This window comes from Microcoleus sp. D2_18a_B4 (genome assembly GCF_036702475.1).
Classification (GTDB): Bacteria; Cyanobacteriota; Cyanobacteriia; order Cyanobacteriales; family Microcoleaceae; genus Microcoleus.
The window spans coordinates 63059-86138 of sequence record NZ_JAUBTL010000017.1 but is presented as its reverse complement, the minus strand read 5'-3'; the positions used below and the strand labels follow the sequence as shown (position 1 = coordinate 86138).

Sequence of the window (23080 nt, the reverse complement as noted above, 5' to 3'; positions counted from 1 at the left end):
ATCCACCTCACCCGCCGCCTTCTTACCTGAATAAAAAGCGGAGAACGTTTATAAAATTTAACACTCCCGTAGCTGGCCCGACAGGTCCGATTACAGCGTTCATGCGATCGACAAAATCGACGAGACCCCTGCGAGATACGATAATCATGTCGTTGTTGCGAAGTTGAGGATTGGTTTCTTCGTTAATTCCTTGAGTTAAATTGACTTCGATCGTCCGTTTAGTAGCTGTACCGTCGTTATTGAGGCGGACTAGCTCAACTTTATCCCTTCTAGCTCTGGTATTCTCGTAGCCAAAAAATCCTCTGGAAACTAAAGCTTGATTCAGTGTGGCATTAGCTGGGAGCCTCAAGGGATCGAGGGATGTTCTGAGTTCTCCTACTACAAAAACGTTAATGCCAGTGGGAGCAAAGTTAGTGCTCGCGAGTACGCCAGCTTCTGCAGGGTTGACGATCGTAGCTTTGGGCACGATGATCGTGTCTCCCTCCTGGAGGATGGTATCTTGGGCGCCGTCGCCGGACTCTAGGAACTGCCACAGGTTGACTGGGATAATTTGTTCGCCTCTTCTGGTGACGCGCCGCACTTGGATTTGCCGGATGTCGGCATCGGAGGTGATGCCGCCGGCTAGCTGAATGGCCCGGATGACGGTGGGAAAACCTTCGCGGCTGAGGTCGTTTGTGGTGTTCCCGCCGATCACGACGTAAGCCCCAGGGCGGGTGACTTGGCCAACGATGGAGATCGATCGAGGTTTTTCTGGGGGTGGCGAAAAGTTAGCCGTCGCAAATTGACGAGCTTCTGCTTGGTTGAAGTTGGCGACTGTGGGAATCACGATTGTGTCTCTGTCTTGCAAAATGATGTCTTGAGAGATGTCTCCTTCTTGCAAGAATTTCCACAGGTTGACGTTGAGCACTTGATCGGGGCCGTCTCGTTGGGGACGGCGGACGCGGATGTTGCGGATGTCGGCGACACCCGTGACGCCTTCTGCGAGTCTGATCGCTTGGGTGACGGTGGGGTACTGGACACTCGGCGAGGCTCCCGGCCCGGGAGTTAGGGTAATGGTGAAGTTTCCGGGCCTGGTGACTTCTCCGATGACGCCGACGTTGAGGGGGCGGGCGGCGACGAGGCTGACTGTGACTATGGGGTCTTTGAGGACGCGGCGGTAGGCGTTGCGGATGATGTTGGTGGCTTCTACTAAGGTGCGGCCCCGGATGGAGACCAAGCCGATCAGGGGTAGGTTGACTGAACCGTCGGAAAGGACTTCGTAGCCGCGGCTGAGTTCGGGTACTTCGAGTATTTCTACTTGGATGCGATCGCCGCCGCCGAGTTTATAGCTTTCCGGCGATCTCCTAACGGGCGCAACGGTCTGGGCTTGGTCTGCGCCTAGCGGGATGGGAAGTTGTGCCGGGGTGCTTCTGGCGTCAGCGATGACAGTGGAAGCAAACAAGACAACACCCACAACCGACGGGGCTATCTGTCTTGGAAAATGGGTGTTAACCATACACCACCTAATTTTATTGACTATGATTTATACAAGTGTAGCCTTTTTAGTGATCGGCAAAAAGCTCATTATTTTAAGCGATCGCCGAAAAAAGGATGCTGTATTTTTGCTTTATGCCTAATTTATGTGTTAGCGTGGTTGCGGGTTGACGGCTATATTTTATATCTATATAATTTGATATTGTTGGTGATAAAGGAAAGCAATTATGAATCAACCAGTGTCTCTACCCAATATGCTGAGAGAGCTGATTTTAGGTAGTTCTTCATTGACTTTGATGCTAATTGCTCTAGTCGGGATGGCAACTATACTATTATTTCAATTTTCTAGCTATAAAAAAATCGGTTTGGCTTTAGAAAAAAGCTTTGCTGGTCTTTATATTTTTATCTCTCCCTTTTTGATCCAACCTCCTTTTAATTACTTGCATTTTGTTAATTTGAAAGCTCCAGACGGTGGTATATTAAAACTAATACCTTATTTTTTTTACCCCTGGGTAGTATTAATTTTGATTTCAAGAATTAAAATCTTTATGAGCAATTTCATAGATATTTTTGCCAAAATATTGAGAATGAATCCTTTCTTTTTACTTTATATATTACTTCCCTTACTGTCTACATTATGGTCTCTAGTTCCTGAAGAAACGCTAAGAGCAAGCCTAGCTTTTTCAGGATTTACTGCTTTCGGGTTTTACATTGCAGCCCAATATAAATGGGAGGATTTATCTCGTTTTTGGCGGTGGGGATACACGGCGATCGGTTTGGCAAGTTTTGTAATGGAACCCCCTGGAGCAGGCGATTTTGTTGGCTTAACCCAATCTAAAAATTCTTTGGGGGGAGTCTTAGCTCTCTGTACGGCATTTTGGTATTTGCATTATTTTCAAGGAGCTAAAACTCAGAAAGATCGCTGGATTGCTTTGGGAATGATGTTCTTTTCATTTTACCTAGTAAGGGCTAATAAATCGAGCGCGGCTCTAGTGATTACAATCCTATTAATAATTGCAGTGTCGTCACTAAACTTTCTAAAGAAATTAAGTTTTCAGTGGGCCTTTACTGCGATTATATGTTTCCTGGTCGTCAGCATAATTATGACTGTTTTTGTAGTAGACAACCTAGAGGATATTATTGTAGGTGGCTTAGGCAAAGACTTGACTCTAACTGGGCGGACAGAATTCTGGCCGCAGTTAATGGCTGCGGTCAATCAGCGCCCCTGGTTTGGCTACGGATACGATGGATTTTTTCAACAAGATAAGTTAGGAGCGGGTACTCCTGCTTATTTTATTTATACTCCTAATGGATTTCAACCTAAAAATCCTCACAATGGCGGGCTCGGTATCTTGTTAGCCTTCGGTTGGCCGGGATTAATCTTAATGATGACTTCCTTGCTGCTCAATTTAGCTTACGCAGTTCGGTATTTGAGTCGTAGCACCCTGGAAGAAGCGGGAATACCTATTTGTTTTCTAGTGTCTATTATTATAAGCAACATCACAGAAAGTTATATTATAGAGATAGCAAATCCTTGGCTGAGTTACGCAATGTTGACGGTTCGACTGGCGATAGATAATGCTAACAATAGTTCTAACAGTAGCACCAGTAGCCCTCAAAGGCGTTCTTTAGCTGGCACTGTCCATTGAAGTAAGCATTGGGCGGACCGTGGGTCAATTTGGGGAGCATCTCATATTTGTAAAAACACTTCTTCTGGCTCCTTCCTTCTTCCTCTTTCCTCCTGCCTCCTGCCTCGTGCCTCCTGCCTCCAAACTCCAATTTCTAGGTGGGCTGCTTTCATTGAGATGCTCCCTCAAGTTGTGATATGTTGTTATAGGATCAACCAGTCTAATTTTGCGAGATTGCCGACCCTGCCAGAACTGCGTTTGTGTTTTGTAAAGATTTAAAATATTCTGATGCTAGATAAGTTAACTGCGGTCAGTAAAAGGCTCGGCCCTAATCTGCGCCAGGTACTCAGCAACATAGCTTGGCTGTTCACTGACCAAATCTTGCAGATGGGTCTAGGTCTGTTTGTCGGCCTTTGGGTGGCTCGCTATCTGGGTCCGACACAATTTGGATTGCTCAACTACGCGATCGCCTTTGTGTCGCTGTTTAGTTCGGTGGCAACGATGGGGTTGGGTACTCTGGTAGTGAGGAATATCGCTCGCGACCCAGAATGCAAAAATGAGACCCTGGGAACTGCCTTCGGAATGCAATTTACTGGTGGCTGCATCACTTTGTTGTTAAGTGTCACGGTGATTGGGCTACTCAAGCCCAACGACACTCTGACTCGGTGGCTGGTAGGTATCATCGCTGCGGGAACTATCTTTAATGCTTTTGAAGCAATCAATTTTTGGTTTCAGTCCCAAATCCAGTCAAAATATACAGTGTTGGCTAAAAATTCAGTATGTTTTTTAGTTGCTGCTGTCAGAATTGGGTTAGTGACAATTAAAGCTCCCCTGCTTGCCTTCGCCTGGGTTCGATTGACAGAGGTCGCATTGGTAGGAATCGCTTATGTATATTTTTATAAGCTTACGGGCAATAAAATTAAGGATTGGCACTTCAGTTGGGAACGGTGTAAGGAACTGCTATCTGAGAGTTGGCCGATAATTTTGTCGGGATTGGCAGTTTATCTGTACTCAAAAACCGATCAGATAATGCTCGGTGCGATGAATAAAAATGCAGAACTGGGCTATTATGCTGCAGCTGTTAAAATTTCGGAAATCTGCGATTTCTTGCCGATGATCATATCCAGCTCTATTTTCCCCAAATTAGCGAATTTGAGAAAGACAAATTATGAAGAATATCTAAATAAATTTCAAATTTACTCGGATATTATGATATTTTTCTGGTTGGGAGTTGCCATACCGATATCATTACTTTCTCCCTGGATAGTGCATCTACTTTACGGGGAAAAATATGCGAAGTCAGCAGCGGTACTGGCTCTCTATGTTTGGGCGCAATTTGGCAGTAACTTTGGAGTAGCACGGAGTACATATTTGAACATAGAAGGTCAGTTGCGCTACGGTCTTTACTTGACTGTAGTCGGATCTATTTTAAATGTAGGGTTGAACTTTTTGCTGATTCCTAAGTATGGAGCTTTTGGAGCAACGGCGGCTACTCTGATAACTTATTTTTACGTGATTATATTAGTCAATTTCTTGATTAAGGAATTGCGGCCTTTTGGCAATTTCATCTGGCGCTCCCTTAACTTATACAAGGCAGCTTGTAGAATCAGAGGATTAGTAAAGTGATTCAAATTAAACCGAAAATCGAACAGCGATCGAATTGCCCCTATTGTGGAACAGAACTTAATCCCCAAAATGTTGTGTGGCACGGTATCCACATTGTTCTAGACTCTAAGTGCGAGGGATGTGGCAGCGAGATAATCGACGATTTGAGAGTAGGTCATGGAGTGAAAAACTACATCCAAGTTAATTTAATAAAAGGAGAAATTTTTGCAGCCGATGCTTACAAGAAGGAATGGTTAGGCCAACCATTACTTAATTCACTCCAAAATCCTCAACCGGAAAAACTTGAGATTGTAAAAGAAATTTTTAAACCCTGCAATCGGGTAATTATCTTAAACTGTATCGATCATCTTTATGGTCACTCTCTGCTCAAGTTGCTCAATGCACAAAGGCATTTAGAATGCAACTCTGACCACGGGTTAGTTGTGATAGTTCCTAAGTTCTTAAGGTGGATGGTTCCTGATGAAGTGGCAGAAATCTGGACAGTACCTATTTCTTTAAAAAATGGTCAAACTTACTATCCCAGCTTCGCCGAGTTTGTTGAAGAAGAAACTAAACGCTTTGATGAAATTTATGTCAGCGAAGCTCATTCTCATCCCAGTCAGTTCGACATCACGCGCTTTACTAGAGTTCCCAAACATAACTTTGAGAACAAAGAAATAAAAATTACTTTTATTTGGCGCGAAGATCGTTTATTAGTTAACCGTTTGCTGTTTCGAGTGCTTAGAAAAATCGATCAAAAAGCAATGTCACTGCGATTGCAAAATTTAAAAATTCAGCAGTTATTTGAGAATATCAGGTTGCAAGTACCAGAAGCAAAATTTGCCGTAGCTGGTTTGGGGACAAAAACTAAGTTTCCAGAATGGATTGAAGATTACAGAGTGGATAGTTTTAATGAAAAAGTTGAAAAGGAAATATGCGGTCTTTATTCACAAAGCCGCTTAGTAATTGGTCTTCACGGCTCTAATATGTTGCTACCTTCGGCTCATGCTGGTATGACAATTGATTTGATAGATGAGCGTTGGGGGAACTTTGCCCAAGATATTTTATACCAAGAACGTGACCCGAGAATGGCTAGTTTTCGCTATAGATTTTTGCCATATCAGACTAGCAATGATACACTGGCATTCATAGCGGCTGTGATGGTTCTGAATTGGTCTAAGTTTAAATCCCAGATGACTGCTGATGTTATATAACCTCGGGCTCATTAGAGATAATACCGAACCCGCTAGCATTCAACTATTTTCCGTGTTATAAATATGGATAAATTTGTCAATGTTGTGAAAATCTTTGACATTTTTTCTCAACCATTTTTCATCATTGTCCCACCACTTAAACTTCAGCAGAAAATCAATCTTTTGTTCATCAAACCTATAGCGAATAAGTTTTGCCGGAATTCCTCCATATATAGCATAAGGTGGCACATCTTTTGTGACAACGGCTCCGGCTGCGATAATGGCTCCATCACCAATAGTTACACCATCTACAACAATAACATTTGAGCCAATCCAAACATCATTGCCGATATGGACAGTTTTTTCCTCTTCCTCAAAATATTTTTGGTCTACAAAGGTTGTCCCTACTAGCATCTTTGGCGAATAAAATATCGGATGGCTGGAAACAAAATTTCCCACAGGATGTACGCCTAAGCGAATGATGCAGTTTGGCCCTATCGAACAAAAATTGCCGACAACACCATTGAAAATTCGCGTATTATCGCGCACATAAGTGTAAGAACCAATGACAGAACCTTCTATGGCTACACGACTAGACACACTAACATTGTGACTGATAGTTGAATTTGTAACCAAAGCCATATAGTCTTGATAAAAATTATTATATTTAAACTTGTTTTTCCACCAATTGACTAAAAATCGCAGATATTCAGTGATTGGATTTTTGAGTAGAGAACTGAGAAATGTTGAGATTTTAGACATGGTTACTAATTACTTAGTGAAGGTTAAATATTGTGTTCCCACATAGCTTATTTAATTTTTTCTTGATGCGCCTGATTAATGGGGGATGATAATCATAAAATGTATCTTGAGTGAATTGATCCGCTACAAAATTTCGGATCGCGTGGTTGGGATGCCTTAAAGGAAAGGTCATTGCTTCCGTTGGCATATTACTGTATATACTATCTTCTCCTGAAGTATGGGTGGCTTGACTGCCAAATCCAATATTAGAAATTAAATTGTTTTCTGGAATAATAGCAAGTCCATTTTGAACCCAACAAGTAAAAAGCCATCTAAAAAACCAATTGTTGACAGTTCCATCATAGGAAACTTGAAAAGCACTATCCCAAACTTTTACAGATTGAGGATTAGCTAATAAATTTTCGAGAAAACCTGCTTCCCGAAGTTGAGGCCATAACTTCATGTCAACATCATAGTATTGCCATGCTCTGCGCCAAGTCGCCCATCCCCAACAGTTACTAAAACGGGAAAAATAGTAACTGTCTTCTGTTCTTTTTCTCCCAAATTGTAAATTTACGCCAGCGATTGACATAATCCGTTTGTCATCTCGATAATGCTCTAATAACTGCTCACAAAAAGGGAAGAAGTTCGGGTGGGGCAAACAGTCATCTTCGAGTATAATTGCTTCTTCTACGGTATTAAATACCCAGTCGAAACCGCTAGAAATGCGATCCCTGCAACCTAAATTAATCTCTGAATAATTTTTCAGAACTTCACAGTCCCAATCGACCAGATCGATAATTGCACGTACAGCGGCGCACTTTTCAGCTTCCCCAGGTTTGTGGGCACGAGGGCCGTCAGCAATTACTAACAGCTTAGGGGGTTTAACTTGTCGAATCGCCTCGAAGACTTTTTCAGTAGTATCCACTCGATTGAAAACCACAAAAACAATGGGAGTTTTTGTATGATAATGTGGCATTTAAACTGTTCAACTCCTATGAGTATAAATATTTTTGCTTAGTAGAACTCATCAATATTATGAATGTGCTAGGAAGCTGGCCGGCTTCGCTTGTTAACTTAAGTTCTCAATTCCAATTTATCACCAAAAAGTTCGCGGGTCAACTATAATACAGCAATAGTTTACCCAGACAGACTTCTAGGACTGCCGCTCTTAAACTCTAAAACCTTGATACCCCCTCCCCGTTGCCCAAGTGGGGAACTCTTAAAGCCCCATTGTGAAAGGGGGGGGAGCGACTGCGTAAGCCCTAATTTCATTTTTGTAGCGACGGTTGCAACCGCCGAGCCAGTGGTAAAATAAAACACTGTTACTTTTAGCCTTACCTATCGTTAAAAGCAGCAAAATTGGGAATAATGAACCGTACTAAGATCGCCGCCCTTTTAACTTGCTTCAACCGCAAAGAGAAAACATTAGCTTGCTTAGAGGCACTTTTTAACCAGGCACTTCCAGCCAATGTAGATATTTGTGCCTATATAGTCGATGATGCCAGCACCGACGGTACCACCGATGCAGTCCGTCAAATCTATCCTCAAGTCAAGATTTTTTCCGGCGATGGGAACTTATTTTGGAACGGGGGAATGCGTGGGGCTTTCAGCGAAGCAATGAAAGATGATCCTGACCACTACCTATGGTTAAATGATGACACTCTTATTTATCGAGACACCGTAAGTGTATTGCTAGAAACCACTCAAAAATTATCAGAAAAAGGGGAAACCAAAGCCATCGTTGGCGGTTCGACCTGCGACCCCGAAACGGGTAAAACAACATACGGCGGTCTTGTGCGAAATAACCCTTTGCACCCCTTCCGATATGGTATCCTAGAACCAACAACAGAGCCTCAGATGTGCGATACTATGCACGGCAACTGCGTATTAATTCCCCGCAGTGTTGTGCAAAGGGTCGGCAACCTCGACCCGGCTTTTGTCCATTATATTGGCGATTGGGATTATGGTTTACGAGCCAGGCAGAAAGGATGTACAGTTTGGATTGCTCCTGGCTATTTAGGCACTTGTGCTCTCAACCCCCAAGTGACTAAAACGGCTGCTGAGAATTTAAGCGAAGGATTAGATAAAATGAGCAAACCGAAAGGTTTATCATTCAAAGATACTACCCTGCAACCGGCTCAAGAGTGGAAAGTATTTACTCAGCGACATGGTGGCTGGTTGTGGCCAATTTATTGGCTGCTACCTTATCGCAGGTTAGTTTTGCTGTCAGTGTTGAGTAAACTGGGATTGACTAAAAACAAAACTCAAGGTGAATAGGATGGTTGATAGAAATGAACTCCGCATTGCTTGGCTTGTCCCGGAAGTGGAACTGGGAGCTTACTGGCAGCCTGTTTTGAGGGAATTTACAAAAATTTTTAAGAATACTGTATTTTATACTGGTCGTGTTTGGTCTGGGTTCGATCCGACCCTGCCGGGAGCATCGGCAATTCAGTTGGTAGGGGAGACTAAATTTGTCGAGACGGAAAAGATAGAAACAGGATACGATCGCGGATTCATTGTAGTATCGCCTAGTATTATCGGCTATTTGCTAAAATTTAGACCTCATGTGGTCTTTCCCCAAGCTTTCTCTTTGTGGACTGTAATTGTTGCGTTTTTAAAACCGCTACTGAGGTGGAAAGTTGCGATCATTTACGATGGTAGTTCCCCAAATACAGACTTTCGAGATTCCAGTGTTAGGACATTTGTGCGCCGCATCCTTGTGCGGTTTGCCGATGCTTTTGTTGCCAATAGCAATGCGGGTAAAAAATATCTGATGGAAGTTCTAAACGTACCGGAGGATAAAATTTTTACCCGAACCTATCTCGTACCTGATGCGGGAGCTTTGCTGAAACGATTAGATCAAACTCAGCCCCCCAACTTGCAGTTGAAACGCCCGATTTTTCTGTATGTAGGGCGCATCACCGCAAGAAAGGGAATTAAAACGCTTTTAGAAGCTTGCGCTATTCTTAAAAATCAAGGTTATGTTGATTATTCGCTGTTGATTATTGGCAAAGGAGATCAGCGGGAAGAACTGGAAATATTTATTAAAGAGTGCGATTTTGAAGAGCAAGTAACGTGGGCGGGATGGGTAGAATATGGAAATTTAGGTGCTTATTTTCAGCAAGCTGATATTTTTGTGTTTCCTACTTTTGAGGATGTCTGGGGTATGGTTGTACCGGAAGCGATGGTGTTCGGGAAACCAGTGTTGTGTTCAAATGGTGCAGCTTCCTGTGAGTTAATTATGTCAGGCGAGAACGGTTATATTTTTGATCCTAGCAGTGCTCAAGAGTTAGCGGAGAAACTGCAAGCTTTTCTAGATGAGCCTGATTTGATTGAGTCGATGGGAGAGCGTTCACGACAGATAATTTCTCAAAAAACGCCAGAAACAGCAGCTAAAGCTTACGTCGAAGTTACATCTTTTTTGATGGAGAATAGGTGAAGCAAGTTCGGCAACGGATTTTTTAAAGGATTTAACGGAGGGATGGAAGAGGAAAGAGGGAAAATTTAGCAATTATCAATTAGCAATTACCACTTAGCCATGAAAGTTTTATTATCTGCGTTTGCTTGCGAACCTAATCTCGGCTCCGAAGAGGGAGTAGGATGGAATACTGTTATCCAATCTGCTAAACATCACGAAAGTTGGGTATTTACTCGCACTTTTTGTCGATCGTACATTGAAGCAGAACTAGAGCGGAACCCAGTGCCCAACCTGCACTTTGTTTATTTCGATCCGTTTGGGTGGAGCGAAGATTGGAAGGGGAAACAAGGATTGCTGCAACTTCACTACTATCTGTGGCAAATCTGGGCTTATTTTATCGCTCGGAAGCTCGATCGCGAAATTGGTTTTGACATAGTACATCACGTAACTTATGTCAAACATTGGTCTCCAAGTTTCCTGGCGCTGTTGCCACATCCTTTTATTTGGGGGCCTGTGGGGGGTGCAGAAGCAGCACCAAAGCCTTTTTGGCAAGATTTTAGCCGCCGGGGCAAAATTTACGAAACGCTGCGGGCATTGGCTCAAAGCATAGGAGAACGCGATCCGTTTGTGGGTCTGACGGCGCGCCGCAGTGCCGTGGCGCTGGCAACTACGGAAGAAACCGCAGCCAGACTGCGATTTCTCAAAGCAAAAAACGTGAAGATTTTCTCACAAGTCGGTTTGTCGCAGCAGGAAATTCAAGAACTAGAGCAATTTCCTACCCCGCCGGAGCAACCAATTAGATTCATCAGTGTCGGTCGTCTCTTACACTGGAAAGGGGTGCACTTGGGACTCCGTGCATTTGCGGAGGCGAAGCTGGAACAATCGGAATATTGGATTGTGGGAGACGGCCCGGAAAGGCAGCGTTTGGAAGCTTTGGCAACAGAATTGGGACTGGCAAATAAAGTATTTTTTTGGGGAACTTTATCTCGCGCTGAAACTCTTTCTAGAATGGGGGAGTCTCACGTTCTCCTCCATCCGAGTTTGCATGACTCTGGTGGTTTTGTTTGCACGGAAATGATGGGGGTTGGCCGTCCGACGATTTGTTTGGATTTGGGGGGACCGGCTACTCAAGTGACGGATCAAACGGGGATTAAAGTGACTGCTACTGAACCTGAGCACGCTGTGCAAGGTCTAGCAGAAGCTATAGTGTGTTTAGCCAAGGATCGTGAATTGCGAGATCGCTTGGGTCGATCGGGTCAAAAGCGCGTCAGGGAAATCTATGATTGGAATATCAAAGGTAAATTCTTTGCCCAATTGTGCGAAGATGTATTCGACGGAAAATTAGGATAACTTCTGATTTGTTCGATCGGACCAAACAAAGAAAACTATATTTTTTCAGGCGGTGAAACGTGGGCGTTGCAATCATTACTGGCTCGGCAGGTTTAATAGGCTCTGAGGCGTGTAAGTTCTTTGCCAAACAAGGCTTAGATATAGTTGGCATCGACAATAATATGCGCCAGTTCTTTTTTGGTGCTGATGGTTCTACAAACTGGAACCGCCAACTGCTCGAAAAGTCTTTGGGTACCAAGTATTATCACTTAGATGTGGACATTCGCGACTATGAAGCGATTACCAATATCTTTCAGCGGTACGGCGAGTCGATCGAATTAGTAATTCACACAGCAGCGCAGCCCAGCCATGATTGGGCTTCCCGTGCTCCGAAAATAGACTTTACCGTCAATGCCAACGGCACTCTCAATCTTCTAGAAGTAACTCGCTTGTACTGTCCTAAAGCGGTTTTCATTTTCACTTCTACCAATAAAGTATACGGCGATACGCCTAACAGTTTGCCTTTAATTGAATTAGAACACAGGTGGGAAATTGCACCCGGCCATACTTACGAAACCGGCATTCGGGAAGATATGTCAATCGATCAGTGCCTGCACAGTTTGTTTGGTGCTTCTAAGGTAGCTGCTGACGTTTTAGTCCAAGAATACGGTCGATATTTTGATATGAACACCGCTTGTTTTCGTGGCGGCTGTTTGACGGGGCCAAATCACTCAGGAGCTCAATTGCACGGCTTTCTCGCCTACTTGATGAAGTGTGCTGTCACGGGAACTCCTTACACCGTGTTTGGCTACAAAGGCAAGCAAGTTCGCGATAACATTCATAGCGCTGATTTAATTTCGGCATTTTATGAATTTTATAAAGCTCCCAAAAGCGCCCAAGTTTATAATACAGGAGGAGGCAGGTACAGCAATTGTTCGATGTTAGAAGCTATCCAGATGTGCGAGGCCATTGCAGAACGCAAGTTTAATTGGACTTATGCTGAAGGGAATCGCATTGGCGATCACATTTGGTGGATTAGCGACAATTCAAAATTTTCCAGTCACTATCCCAACTGGAAAATGAAATATAACGTTAAACAAATCTTACAGGAGATTTATGAATGTAACCGCGAGCGTTGGCTGAAAGAGGATGCCAATGAGTGAGCCGGGCAAAAAGAATGTGCTGGGAATTTCGGTAAACGATTGAAGAATACAAGGTTAAACAAATCTTAGGGGAGATTTATGAGTGTAACCGCGAGCGTTGACTTAAAGAGGTGCTCCATGATTGATAAAGGGAAAAAGAATGTACTGGGCATATTAGTAAATGCGGTTAATTATGAAGCGGCTGTTAGCAAAATTATTGCGGCAGCCAGCGCTGGAAAACCAATGTCAGTTTCTGCTCTCGCGGTTCACGGGGTAATGACTGGGGTTCTCGACAGCACTCATCGTTATCGGATTAATCACATTGACTTAGTATTGCCAGACGGACAGCCGGTCAGGTGGGCGTTAAATTTGCTCTACCATACGGAATTGCCCGATCGAGTTTGCGGGCCGAATGCGATGTTACAAATTTGCGAACGTGCGGCAGAAGAGGGATTACCTATCTATTTGTACGGCTCTCAAGCTTCTGTACTGGAAGCTTTATCTCGCAATCTCTGCCAGCGTTTTCCCAAGTTAATTATTGCTGGATCTCAGCCTTCTAAATTTAGGCACGTTTCGCCCGAAGAGAAACAAGAAATTGCACAGCAAATTCGCAACAGCGGTGCAGCAATTACTTTTGTCGGTTTGGGGTGTCCCCGGCAAGAAGTCTGGGCTTACGAATACCGGGACGACTTATCAATGCCGTTGATTGCTGTAGGTGCTGCTTACGATTTTCATGCGGGTAATTTGGCTAAATCTCCTGACTTTTTATCTAAAATAGGTTTGGAATGGCTGTTTCGGATGATGAAGGAACCTCGGCGCCTTTGGCAGCGGTATGTTTTTTTGAATCCGCTTTATATCTGGCTGTTTTTGCTACAAGCTTTGAAAATCAAACAGTTCGACCCCACAGACGCCACGCCACCTGTAGAAGAAGTATTATATGGTTGAAATTTAAAAGTTTCTTGTGAATTATCGGTGCTCACAAGAAAAAATTTAAAAAGCAAACACATCGTAATATCAAATCCGTTAGCATCGGAATAGTAAATTCGACTTCACGGCGTTCACGGCGTTCACGGCGTTCACGCCGTCAACAGTCAACAGTCAACAGTCAACAGTCAACATCATATATGAGTATAACCGGAAATGATATAACTAATCTTTTTGAGGTGCAACTACGATCGCATATTCAAGAAAACTGATATCAAATCCGGTGGCATCGGAATTATAGTGGGAGCTTAAGAGCTCGCGATTTGGGTAGCGAGATATTAAGCTCCCACTGACATGATCCGAATATATTATTCCGATGCCACCGGAAACGATATTACGCCAGAAAACAATTTTTACATTATCTATGTGGTAAGCTGCCGACTGCACACATTACATACAAAGTTTCTGCGTCAGTCTCGATCGAGTCAGGTGGATTGCTGGGTCAATAGTCGCATTTGGTTTGAGCGCACTCCTGGCCTTGGGGATTATCGCAGGGGAGCGCAAAAGTATTGTGACTGTGTAACCAAACTGGATACAAAACCAAAAGTTTATTGCCCTTACCTCGCTCTTGCTATGGCTTTTGGGCTACAATCCGGATCGAATCGTACTTGTTTTCATCAGCCGCAAAAATTGTTTTCAGCAGTAGATTCCAAGCTTGGGCCTTACTGTTTTCTTTGGGCTTTACCATCCGAGGGGATTCCATTGAATCGAACACACTCAAAATTTTTCTTTCATCATCGATCCAACTGTTGGCAAATTGGCGATAGTAGCCATTAAACTCAGTAGAAATTATCTCAAATCCCGCTTTTTCACAGATAGCGCGGAAGCTCTGCGGTGTGAAGAAATACAAATGCCTTGGTACATCTAGATGCATCCATGCAATCCCTGATGACTTCAGCCCAATACAAGAGTTATTTGGTACTTCCATTACCAATTTGCCGCCATCCACGAGCAACTGCATGGCATTGCGGAGTGCAAGTAAAGGATCTCTGGTATGTTCGAGTACGTGGTTCATCACAATCATGTCGTACTGTGTAGACGTGACTTCCGGGGGCAAAGATTCAGCAGTACCATAAAATACATCAAGACCTCGCTGCTCGGCCAAAACCAAAGCTTGTCGATCGGGTTCTACGCCCCAGACTTTGTGACCATCTGCTTGCAGTTCTTGCAGCAGGTACCCGTTGGCGCAACCGATTTCTAATATCGAGCAGGAAGCAGTCCCGAACTGTTGCTTCCACCATTGACTCGTGACATCTACTCCGCGATCGAAACGCCAAGCTAGATGCGTGCGTAATTTATCCAAGAAGGAAATAGAAGAGGAAGACTCGGGACCTGTAGAGTCTGTATGATGAGTATAGTAGTCGTCAATCTCGTAGAAACTGGCGATTTTGTTGACTTCGGGTAAAGGATGAATGCATCCAAGTTGTGACTTTTCGCACCAGTACAATTGAAAGGATTCTTTGTTTGCAGGTCTGCGCCAATCACCGGGTATCAATAGCCACGGTTTCATACTCTGTCCCGATATCGGACAGACGACGGTAGGACTTAAGCAATTTTGACTTGGCATTTTAGTTTTCATTATTTAGGTACTTGATGTACTAATAACCACTGATGTTGGATTTCAAATCCGGAAATAAATTATGTGCCAGTGACAATTGCCGAATCTGAAATACAGCGGATGACTGCCCCAAAATTATTAGGTTTCAGAAACAGGATTGCTGCGGCGTGGTTTTCAGCTTACATCGAACTTTAAGCTAACGCATTTAACTTGCTTTGTCACGTGTGATAAAAAACTACACATTCCGCGATCGGGCTGTGAGTAAGTTTTCCTATATTTAGGAATTCAGCAATAATTAAAGTATAAATTAAGTTATAAAACTGGGTAGCGATGTCGGCTGCGATCGATATAAATAAAAGCTTTATCACCTTTGTGCCTAAATAATATTGCTGATTTTGTTGCAAAAGCGAAGTATAAAATTTGCGATTTCATATATATCGGTGGACGCAAATGTTGCGTTCGCTATTGTTCCTTGAAGTAAAAATTTAGCTCCCAGTTGAGTTGGGAAACCAAACTTTTCTTTAATCTTCAGCACAAGAGGTGATTGACAAGCACTGATTTTTATGTGTAGGTCGCGAAGGTCTCCTATCGATCGGCGTAAGCCCCGATCCGTTCTTTGATAAACCGGATATAAAAATGCCTGAAAGTAGACTTAATCACCCGTGGCATACCAAAGTCAATTGGCATCATATTTTCCGGCAACTTCCAATCCAAAACCTTGAGATTTTCCGGCTGCAAAAGCGGAAAATCAATCGCCTCTAAATTAGAGCAAAGTCCCAATCTCATCGCTGCAGCTACAGTGGGAACCGCCGCCGGATCAGCATTAATAATTTCAACTAAAGTTCTGTCCAAAGCAAACACATCATCAGAGGCGCCCAAAATTCCCAAAAACTTAGGTTCGCCGCCGCTTGGCCCGTTACCTTCGTGGCCGATAATGCCATCCAAAATCGTCAAATTTGGGTTAATTGCCCTGGCCGTTTCTACTAGCATTTCACCGAATCGGGCGCTATCTTTGCCAGCTTCCATGTGCCACCAAGCCTTCATTTTACCGGGGACGCAGCCGAACAAATTTTTCACGCCCATTGTCACGGTTAATTGAACGTGAGATTTGAGTTTGGGCAAATTAATCACTACATCCGCTTCCATTGCTTCTTTGCAAATTCGCAGATGATTGAAATCTTCGCTGACAGTTTCGTAGCGTTTTCCTTGAAACTCAACTACTGGCAAATTCAGTTCTTGCAACAGCGGCAAATAACCGTTGGCTTTGGCTACACCCATCGCGCTGCCAAAAGCTGGACTATCGCCTAAAAATGGTTTTCCTCCCGCTTCAATGACCATTTTAGCCACACAGTAAACCAATTCCGGGCGGGTGACGCATTCTTTTGTAGGGCGAGAACCGGTAAGGAGATTGGGTTTGAGTAAAACCCGATCGCCCGATTTGACAAAAGCCGAGATTCCGCCCAAGGGTGCGAGCAAACTTTCTAAAGATGTTTGCAAGATTGGGCGATCGTAGGAATTGGCCTGAATTAAACTAACAGCAGACATAATTATGAATTAATTTGTAATTGGTTATCGATCGGGAATAATCTCAGTGTAACACAGGCACATAAAACCATAAGCAGGGTGATCTGCGCCTGCGTTACCAAGAATAATCTCAATACAAATGAACCCTAACTATTCGTTGGCAATCTACCAACTGCCGCCCGCTGCATCGTACTAACTCGCAGCGAGTTAGAGAATATTCCTTGACCTTGCAGTTCAGGGATAGCAGGTTTTACTTCTACTTTTACCACCCTGGCTGTGCAGATAAAAACCGTTTGATCGGCTAAATGGAAAGTCAACCAAGGTTGATTTAATAAATGCAGCACTTCCTCTTGGAATTCTTGTGCCGGTATCGGAAGAGTGAAAGTTTCAGCCTGACCTTCCACATAATGAAATGTCACTTGAGTTGTGTTCTCTTTATCTTGAGTTAATTTGGCAAAAGAACCTGCGCGCATAAATCTTGCTCCCCAACTTTAGACTATAAAAAAAATTCAGAATTAAATGTAAAAAAATGAATTCTGAATTGTTTAACTTTCACCTGTGACAGCGATCGGGCAGAACTCAGAAGGCAGAAGGCAGAATTAAATCGAGTTCAGCCTTCTAGTTTCTAGCTGATTCCTGCGAGATCCTATACGTTAGCAGAAGATGTTGGCATCGCACTCATTTTCTCTAAATCTAGAACTTTTGCCAAGTCTTCTGCACTCATTAAACCCCTTTCTAGCACAATTTGCCGCAAAGATTTGCCGGTTTCTAGAGATTCTTTGGCGACGGCGGCGGCGTTGAGATAGCCGATGTGAGTGTTGAGGGCGGTAACGAGGGCGAGACTGCCTTCTGCGTAGGCGAGACACCGATCGCCCTTAGCTTCTATTTTTTCGAGGCATTTGGTGCTCAGGGCGCTGATGGTATTGCCCAAAATTTCGATGCTGTGAATGAGATTGTAGGCGATCAGGGGCATCATCACGTTCAATTCTAATTGTCCCGCTTGGGCGGCAAGGGCGATCGCGCTATCGTAACCCATAACTTGAAAACACACCATCGATGTCATTTCTGCCATCACAGGATTGTATTTTCCCGGCATAATGGACGAGCCAGGTTGCACAGGAGGCAGTTGAATTTCTTTCAAACCCGTTTTCGGCCCGGAGTCCATCAAACGCAAGTCGTGGGACATTTTAACGCAATCCTGAGCGAGATTTCGCAGTGCACCGGAGACATTTACAAACGGTGCCATACTCTGCATCGCAGCCATTAAATGCCTTGCTGGTTTCAGGGGGTGATCGATTAATTCTGAGAGAATTTCAGCAACTTTTTGACAGTATTCAGGGTGAGTATTTAAGCCTGTTCCGGCAGCACTTCCCCCCAATCCCAGGGATGTCAAATCATCGGATGCCCTGTCAATTCTCAAGGTATGTTCTTTCAGAATTTGCGCCCAAGCGCCGAAGGTATCGCCGAGTCGAACCGGCACAGCATCTTGTAGGTGAGTGCGGCCGGATTTAACAATATTTTTGAATTCTTCTGCTTTGTTTTCAAGGGCAACTACGGCCTCCGACAAAGCCGGAAACAGAGTTTTTTCTAACGCCAACAATCCGCCGATCCGAATCGCCGTCGGAATCACATCATTTGTCGATTGACCGTAGTTTACATGATCGTTAGGACTAACGCGCTTGTAATTACCTTTTTCATCGCCCATAATTTCCAAAGCGCGATTTGAAAGAACTTCATTAACATTCATGTGGTGAGAAGTTCCGGCGCCGGCTTGGTAGACATCAACTACAAATTGATCGCGCAATTTGCCAGCTAGGATTTCATCTGCTGCTTGGACAATGGCTTGACTGATGTCTTGGGGAATGCAGCCGAGTTCGCCATTGGCGATCGCCGTTGCTTTTTTAATTAAAACACAAGCATCAACGTATGTTGATAAAGGCTTAATGCCGCTGATTGGGAAATTTTCAACTGCGCGCAGGGTTTGGATGCCGTAGTAGACATTAGATGGGATTTGTTTGTCTCCCATCGAGTCGCTTTCTGTGCGGTAGGTTGCGGTTGGCTTTTGAGTCATATCGTCTGGTTTGTGATAATTAGGAATTGTGGAAACAGAACTTACGCACAGTTGGTCAGAAACCGGGTTTCTTGTCGGGGAATCTGTTTTAAAGCGTAGTTTTTTGTCAAGAAACCCGGTTTCTGAAGGTTTTTGTGCGTCCTGGACTGGCAATTTTTTTGGTAACACGGCTGACGGGCGATCTTACTTTTGGGCGCGCGCCGGCAAGTTTACAGTAATGCGTAAGTCCCGATCGTACAAAATTATCCCACATCTGAGGCTTCAATCTAAAATCTAAAATCTAAAATCGATTGACAGTTTGCAAAAGCTAAAATTAGTCGATCGGCAAGGGCGATCGCACGCACACAAGGCGAGTCAGGTATAATCATACAAGTAAATCCATTTCACTCATAGTGTTAAACTCCCACGAACAAACCAGCAAAAACTTTCAAACACCCGCTAAATATTTTGATAATCGGCTTTAAGTGCCTCTGCGATTTTTCCGGCTTCAGTAAAGGCTATATCCAGCATTGTTCCCACCGCAGCCATCCCGGAAAAACCGACGATTTTAATGGCTCACTGAACAGGGCTACAGTTATACTATTGAGGTTCAAGGCGATGGTTAGTCAGCGATCGATAAATTCTTGGTAAAACTGCTCATGCAAACCTAAGAAATTATCCATCCCCTCCTTTGTCAGATACCCGCTATTCTTACCAGTGTGCGGGTTTCTTACGTAGCTAGAAATGGTTTTTGAAACGTTAGGATTCTCGCTCCACCTAATGTTGAACGCTGCATAGTTTGGGAAAAAGGTCATTGCTGCATAAGCATCAATGTGGTCATGTATCCACCATGCCAAGGCTGTCCAATCTTGAGTGCGTTCATAGTAAGGGATGAATGATGTAACAATAATACATACTGTTGCTCCCATATACCCCTCTGAATCTTTTACGTCCCAGATATGTTCTGCATAGTTGGCCTCATTACTGGCACAGTTGTACTGATTTTTATTCTCTGCTCCTTTGGCGTTCACCGCACAAGAACGATAGGCTGAGCGGATACTAATCCGACCAAGCGCATCTTGAATTGGTTCAAGCACTCTCTCACACAAATTCTTTCCGGCTGCGATCGCCAAGTCAGGATCGCTAGGAATGTTAGGGATATCTTCAATTTGAGAGATTTCTGAATAAAGAAACTCACGCATGAAAAAACTCTTAGAGAGTTGAACCCGTCCTAGCTCTTCCAAAGCTTTAACAGTTTGTGGCTTTCTCATAGATTGAACTCCAGCAATTAGAGGTAAATAGCTTAATGTTAAACACTGGCAGATAATTTAGAAGCATTGTTGCAGCCCAAAGCAACGTTCCGGTTGAGTGGCTAGAAATAACTTTTGCATCACCGCCAATATCTTTCGTTAGTCCGCTCCAGCCGGGTTGTTAGACCGGGGCGATCGCCACTTGACGCTGTTATTGTCCGCGTCCTGGTTTGCAATCTGCAAAACCTAATGCCTCTGTGTCAAGGAAACTAGCGATCGCCATCTCAATGACTGCTTCGATTGGATATTCAATTTCAGCAGCACGAGCAATTAGGGCAGCACGAATTCGTTCAGGAAAACGTCCTAAAATAACTTCGGCATCAGCGAGGGAAAGTTGCTCTTGAAGTTTGGCTTGCATGGCATTTACATCTCAGTTGGAATTTGGACGTTGTAAGGGGGTTCAGTAGCTCTTAGAATGATGGCTTCTAGCTCCAATAGTAACGCAGGCTTCTGCCAGTGAGAAATTGTCTGTACTGCAATCCGTATGTCTTCATCGCTATATTTATCGAGCCATGCCCACAAAAAAGCTTTGTGCCCACCACTGAAGCGACCTCGTAAGCTCTTGGTTTTACCGATGTAGAGCAATCCATCAGTTCTGTGCCTGATTGCATAAATGCCAGGACGCGCAGGAATGCTCTCAAACCCACGGGTCAAGGGTTGACATTGCTCAAAAGGAATGAAAGCAATCGCGTCTAGAATTCTTCGTGCTTGGATTTGTAGGTCAGAATCATTCGTTGGCATGAAGGCAAGAAGGCTAATTGCACAGAAATCATAATCCCACAAATTCTGTTACAACCATCATCAACTAGGGATGGTTTCCTGCGCGATCGCACAGAGAAGGCGATCGATCCCGAGCTGATTTGAGCCTTGGCCGTGCCTGTGTTTTTCTAGGATATGGGAAAGGGGCGAGCGATCGAATTTTACCTGCCGGTAAAAAATGTAAGGTTATTTCCGTAAAAAACCTGGTTTCTGCGTCCACGAGTCTCAATGATTAAATTAAATCTAAAAAGCAACAAGTGCAGAATATCTGGCAACCATCCGAATTATACCTCCTAACCTCCTGCTACACTATTAATAACCGCATCCTCACCCACATTTATGTTCCCAAAAGCAATCCTCGCTCTCGGTCCCTTAATATCGGGAGTGCTGTCAGTCATCGCCAGCCATATCGGTCACAAACTAGGAGAAACCCTCGGCAATAAAGCTCAACAATGGGTAGAATTTCTGATTCCCGCTCCCAATCAGATATCCTCTGATTCGACTGAGATAGAGCCAGTAAAACAGCGTTATTCCCAGGAAATGCTCGAATACGCGAAAGCGAAAGATGCCAGAGATAACGAATTGTTAAAGCTGACAGTAGCACAAACAGCACGCCGCCTTGAGTTGCAGGAACAGGAACAGCGAGACAGACGGAAGCTGGGCGCCTTGCAACGGGATTTGATGCGGGAATTGCAAGCCAAGGATATTCAGGTCAAGCTGGCTGAAATTCAAACAATTTGGGATAAAGATACTTGGTTTTCTAAGTTGAATCGAGAGGAAACTAAGCAGATTTTACTTGAGCAGCAACATCGCCTCTTAATCTTACTATCACCGCCCAAAATTAGCAAGCAATGCCCGGAAACCTTCTGTGAAGATTTGCCAATTGAGATGAGAAGTGTGGGAGATTTTCTCAGACAGCATTATCCTCAACAGGATGTCTTACGCCCCGTTAAGTTTTATAGCGACTATTTCACTGAGTCGATAGGTGATATTGATGTGGAACGCTTGCAGCGAATTTTATCTCCGGTTCCTACTACTATTTTATATAGCGATATCAGCGACTATGCGGTAACTTTTCGCGTCGGGTTTTGGGGATTCCTGAACAATCAGGAAGTCTCCCTGTTTTCTACCAAAGTTTTTGACTGGGAAGAGGCAAAAGATGCACTTTTAGCATCTGGGATAAGTGAGAAAAAAGCCCTCCGCATGATTCGGCAGTTGATTGTGGCGATTCACAAGTTACTGGCGGGATTTTTAGCCGATTTGTATTATCTCAATATTGACCCTGGCTATGAACCTCAGTTGTTTAATTTAAAGGATGAATTGGCTGAAGATGGGTTGGCAGAAGAATGGGTGAAACCTTATTTTGATATTCTTCAGGATATTCAGCGGCGGCATCGAGAACAATATGAACAGGAGTTGAAAAAGCTGATTGAGCAAGTAGAGGCTGAACGTCAATCTCAAGAGACTGCCAAAGCTAAAGCAAAACCCCAACAACAAATAGAAAAAGCGGTCAAAGCTGAAGCCCAACGCCAACAACCAAGAGAAGAACAAATCATTAGAAAAGCTCACTCCTTCAAATGTGTAAAAACTCTTAATGGCGTATGTTTTTCACCTGTTACCTCCGTAGTTATTAGTCCAGATGGCAACACTTTTGTTAGTGACAGCAGTGGAAATTGTAGCCAACTTTGGAATCTCCATACAGGAGAACTGATTCGTATTTTTTCAGGGCATTCAGGTGCGGTTTATTGCGTTGCCATTAACCCTAATGGAACAATTTTAGCTAGTGGAAGTTCTGACCAACAAATTAAGCTGTGGAATCTGGAAAATGGACAAAAAATTAGCACTCTCAAAGGTCACTCATTTTTAATTCGGTCTCTTGCTTTTAGTCCAGACGGAGAAACTCTTGCTAGTGGCAGTCAAGACAATATTATCAAACTGTGGAATCTGAAAAAAGGGCAGGAAATTCGCACTCTCATAGGGCATTCATACTCGGTTTGGTCTGTCGCTATCAGCCCGGATGGAAATACTCTGGTTAGTGGTAGTTATGACAATACTATCAAGGTTTGGAATTTGAAAACCAGACAGGAAATTCGCACTCTCATAGGGCATTCACAGTCGGTTTTTTCCGTTGTCATCAGCCCGGATGGACAAATTATTGCTAGTGGTAGTGGAGACAACACTATCAAGCTTTGGAATCTGAAAACCGGACAGCAAATTCGCACTCTCACAGGGCATTCAGAGTCTGTTTTTTCCGTGGTCATCAGCCCGGATGGACAAATTATTGCGAGTGGTAGTGGAGACAACACTATCAAGCTTTGGAATCTGAAAACCGGACAGCAAATTCGCACTCTCACAGGGCATTC

Annotated in this window: 19 protein-coding genes; 9 read left to right on the top strand and 10 right to left on the bottom strand. The window is 43.8% G+C overall.

Going from position 1 to position 23080, the window contains the following annotated elements:
• Positions 1 to 22: 22 nt before the first annotated feature.
• Positions 23 to 1495 (bottom strand): polysaccharide biosynthesis/export family protein, encoded by a 1473-nt coding sequence (locus QUB04_RS12770; RefSeq protein WP_333284676.1) that lies wholly within the window; start codon positions 1493 to 1495, stop codon positions 23 to 25.
• Between the two features lie 205 nt (positions 1496 to 1700).
• Between QUB04_RS12770 and QUB04_RS12765 the strand changes: the two genes are divergently transcribed.
• The 3 genes from QUB04_RS12765 to QUB04_RS12755 all read left to right on the top strand — a co-directional run bounded on the left by QUB04_RS12765 (position 1701) and on the right by QUB04_RS12755 (position 5920).
• Entirely contained in the window at positions 1701 to 3122 is a 1422-nt protein-coding gene (locus QUB04_RS12765; RefSeq protein ID WP_333284674.1) for an O-antigen ligase family protein, read from the top strand.
• A gap of 267 nt (positions 3123 to 3389) precedes the next feature.
• Positions 3390 to 4727 (top strand): flippase, encoded by a 1338-nt coding sequence (locus QUB04_RS12760; protein ID WP_333284672.1) that lies wholly within the window; start codon positions 3390 to 3392, stop codon positions 4725 to 4727.
• 161 nt (positions 4728 to 4888) lie between these two features.
• The gene (locus QUB04_RS12755; RefSeq protein WP_333284670.1) at positions 4889 to 5920 is read left to right on the top strand and encodes a hypothetical protein; all 1032 of its coding nucleotides are present in this window, start codon (positions 4889 to 4891) and stop codon (positions 5918 to 5920) included.
• A gap of 39 nt (positions 5921 to 5959) precedes the next feature.
• Here the strand turns inward: QUB04_RS12755 and QUB04_RS12750 are convergent, their stop codons facing one another.
• Positions 5960 to 6661: a CatB-related O-acetyltransferase gene (locus tag QUB04_RS12750; RefSeq protein ID WP_333057259.1), complete on the bottom strand. Its 702-nt coding sequence runs from the start codon at positions 6659 to 6661 to the stop codon at positions 5960 to 5962.
• A gap of 13 nt (positions 6662 to 6674) precedes the next feature.
• Positions 6675 to 7568: a glycosyltransferase family 2 protein gene (locus QUB04_RS12745; RefSeq protein ID WP_333284668.1), complete on the bottom strand. Its 894-nt coding sequence runs from the start codon at positions 7566 to 7568 to the stop codon at positions 6675 to 6677.
• 443 nt (positions 7569 to 8011) lie between these two features.
• Between QUB04_RS12745 and QUB04_RS12740 the strand changes: the two genes are divergently transcribed.
• From QUB04_RS12740 to QUB04_RS12720, 5 genes are all read left to right on the top strand, one after another.
• Complete coding sequence (locus QUB04_RS12740) at positions 8012 to 8920, top strand: glycosyltransferase family 2 protein (RefSeq protein WP_333284666.1); 909 nt, start codon at positions 8012 to 8014, stop codon at positions 8918 to 8920.
• Position 8921: 1 nt separating this feature from the next.
• Entirely contained in the window at positions 8922 to 10082 is a 1161-nt protein-coding gene (locus tag QUB04_RS12735) for a glycosyltransferase family 4 protein (protein WP_333284664.1), read from the top strand.
• A gap of 99 nt (positions 10083 to 10181) precedes the next feature.
• Positions 10182 to 11411 carry a glycosyltransferase gene (locus tag QUB04_RS12730; RefSeq protein WP_333284662.1) on the top strand — a complete coding sequence of 410 codons (1230 nt, stop codon included), beginning with the start codon at positions 10182 to 10184 and terminating at the stop codon, positions 11409 to 11411.
• 59 nt (positions 11412 to 11470) lie between these two features.
• Positions 11471 to 12553 (top strand): NAD-dependent epimerase/dehydratase family protein, encoded by a 1083-nt coding sequence (locus QUB04_RS12725; protein ID WP_333150197.1) that lies wholly within the window; start codon positions 11471 to 11473, stop codon positions 12551 to 12553.
• A 78-nt stretch (positions 12554 to 12631) separates the two neighbouring features.
• Entirely contained in the window at positions 12632 to 13477 is an 846-nt protein-coding gene (locus QUB04_RS12720; protein ID WP_333284660.1) for a WecB/TagA/CpsF family glycosyltransferase, read from the top strand.
• Between the two features lie 610 nt (positions 13478 to 14087).
• Here the strand turns inward: QUB04_RS12720 and QUB04_RS12715 are convergent.
• The 7 genes from QUB04_RS12715 to QUB04_RS12685 form a co-directional block, all read right to left on the bottom strand.
• The gene (locus QUB04_RS12715; protein WP_333284657.1) at positions 14088 to 15026 is read right to left on the bottom strand and encodes a class I SAM-dependent methyltransferase; all 939 of its coding nucleotides are present in this window, start codon (positions 15024 to 15026) and stop codon (positions 14088 to 14090) included.
• A gap of 633 nt (positions 15027 to 15659) precedes the next feature.
• Positions 15660 to 16619: a DUF362 domain-containing protein gene (locus QUB04_RS12710; RefSeq protein ID WP_333284655.1), complete on the bottom strand. Its 960-nt coding sequence runs from the start codon at positions 16617 to 16619 to the stop codon at positions 15660 to 15662.
• 125 nt (positions 16620 to 16744) lie between these two features.
• Positions 16745 to 17071: a hypothetical protein gene (locus QUB04_RS12705; RefSeq protein WP_333284653.1), complete on the bottom strand. Its 327-nt coding sequence runs from the start codon at positions 17069 to 17071 to the stop codon at positions 16745 to 16747.
• A 173-nt stretch (positions 17072 to 17244) separates the two neighbouring features.
• The gene (locus QUB04_RS12700) at positions 17245 to 18669 is read right to left on the bottom strand and encodes an aspartate ammonia-lyase (protein WP_333284720.1); all 1425 of its coding nucleotides are present in this window, start codon (positions 18667 to 18669) and stop codon (positions 17245 to 17247) included.
• A gap of 605 nt (positions 18670 to 19274) precedes the next feature.
• Positions 19275 to 19919 carry a peptidase M15 gene (locus tag QUB04_RS12695; protein WP_333284651.1) on the bottom strand — a complete coding sequence of 215 codons (645 nt, stop codon included), beginning with the start codon at positions 19917 to 19919 and terminating at the stop codon, positions 19275 to 19277.
• A 190-nt stretch (positions 19920 to 20109) separates the two neighbouring features.
• A complete protein-coding gene (locus QUB04_RS12690; protein WP_006631417.1) occupies positions 20110 to 20316 on the bottom strand; it encodes a hypothetical protein in 207 nt (68 codons plus the stop codon).
• 5 nt (positions 20317 to 20321) lie between these two features.
• Positions 20322 to 20741 carry a GIY-YIG nuclease family protein gene (locus tag QUB04_RS12685; protein ID WP_333284649.1) on the bottom strand — a complete coding sequence of 140 codons (420 nt, stop codon included), beginning with the start codon at positions 20739 to 20741 and terminating at the stop codon, positions 20322 to 20324.
• Positions 20742 to 21056: 315 nt separating this feature from the next.
• Between QUB04_RS12685 and QUB04_RS12680 the strand changes: the two genes are divergently transcribed.
• Positions 21057 to 23080 (top strand): WD40 domain-containing protein (locus QUB04_RS12680; protein WP_333284647.1); only part of this gene is annotated, 2024 nt, incomplete at its 3' end.

Excerpts from the sequence above, each read along its gene's own strand:
- QUB04_RS12770 (WP_333284676.1), bottom strand. The coding sequence starts at position 1,495 with ATGGTTAACACCCATTTTCCAAGACAGATAGCCCCGTCGGTTGTGGGT.
- QUB04_RS12765 (WP_333284674.1), top strand. The coding sequence starts at position 1,701 with ATGAATCAACCAGTGTCTCTACCCAATATGCTGAGAGAGCTGATTTTA.
- QUB04_RS12760 (WP_333284672.1), top strand. The coding sequence starts at position 3,390 with ATGCTAGATAAGTTAACTGCGGTCAGTAAAAGGCTCGGCCCTAATCTG.
- QUB04_RS12750 (WP_333057259.1), bottom strand. The coding sequence starts at position 6,661 with ATGTCTAAAATCTCAACATTTCTCAGTTCTCTACTCAAAAATCCAATC.
- QUB04_RS12740 (WP_333284666.1), top strand. The coding sequence starts at position 8,012 with ATGAACCGTACTAAGATCGCCGCCCTTTTAACTTGCTTCAACCGCAAA.
- QUB04_RS12735 (WP_333284664.1), top strand. The coding sequence starts at position 8,922 with ATGGTTGATAGAAATGAACTCCGCATTGCTTGGCTTGTCCCGGAAGTG.
- QUB04_RS12730 (WP_333284662.1), top strand. The coding sequence starts at position 10,182 with ATGAAAGTTTTATTATCTGCGTTTGCTTGCGAACCTAATCTCGGCTCC.
- QUB04_RS12720 (WP_333284660.1), top strand. The coding sequence starts at position 12,632 with ATGAGTGTAACCGCGAGCGTTGACTTAAAGAGGTGCTCCATGATTGAT.
- QUB04_RS12715 (WP_333284657.1), bottom strand. The coding sequence starts at position 15,026 with ATGAAACCGTGGCTATTGATACCCGGTGATTGGCGCAGACCTGCAAAC.
- QUB04_RS12710 (WP_333284655.1), bottom strand. The coding sequence starts at position 16,619 with ATGTCTGCTGTTAGTTTAATTCAGGCCAATTCCTACGATCGCCCAATC.
- QUB04_RS12705 (WP_333284653.1), bottom strand. The coding sequence starts at position 17,071 with ATGCGCGCAGGTTCTTTTGCCAAATTAACTCAAGATAAAGAGAACACA.
- QUB04_RS12700 (WP_333284720.1), bottom strand. The coding sequence starts at position 18,669 with ATGACTCAAAAGCCAACCGCAACCTACCGCACAGAAAGCGACTCGATG.
- QUB04_RS12695 (WP_333284651.1), bottom strand. The coding sequence starts at position 19,919 with ATGAGAAAGCCACAAACTGTTAAAGCTTTGGAAGAGCTAGGACGGGTT.
- QUB04_RS12690 (WP_006631417.1), bottom strand. The coding sequence starts at position 20,316 with ATGCAAGCCAAACTTCAAGAGCAACTTTCCCTCGCTGATGCCGAAGTT.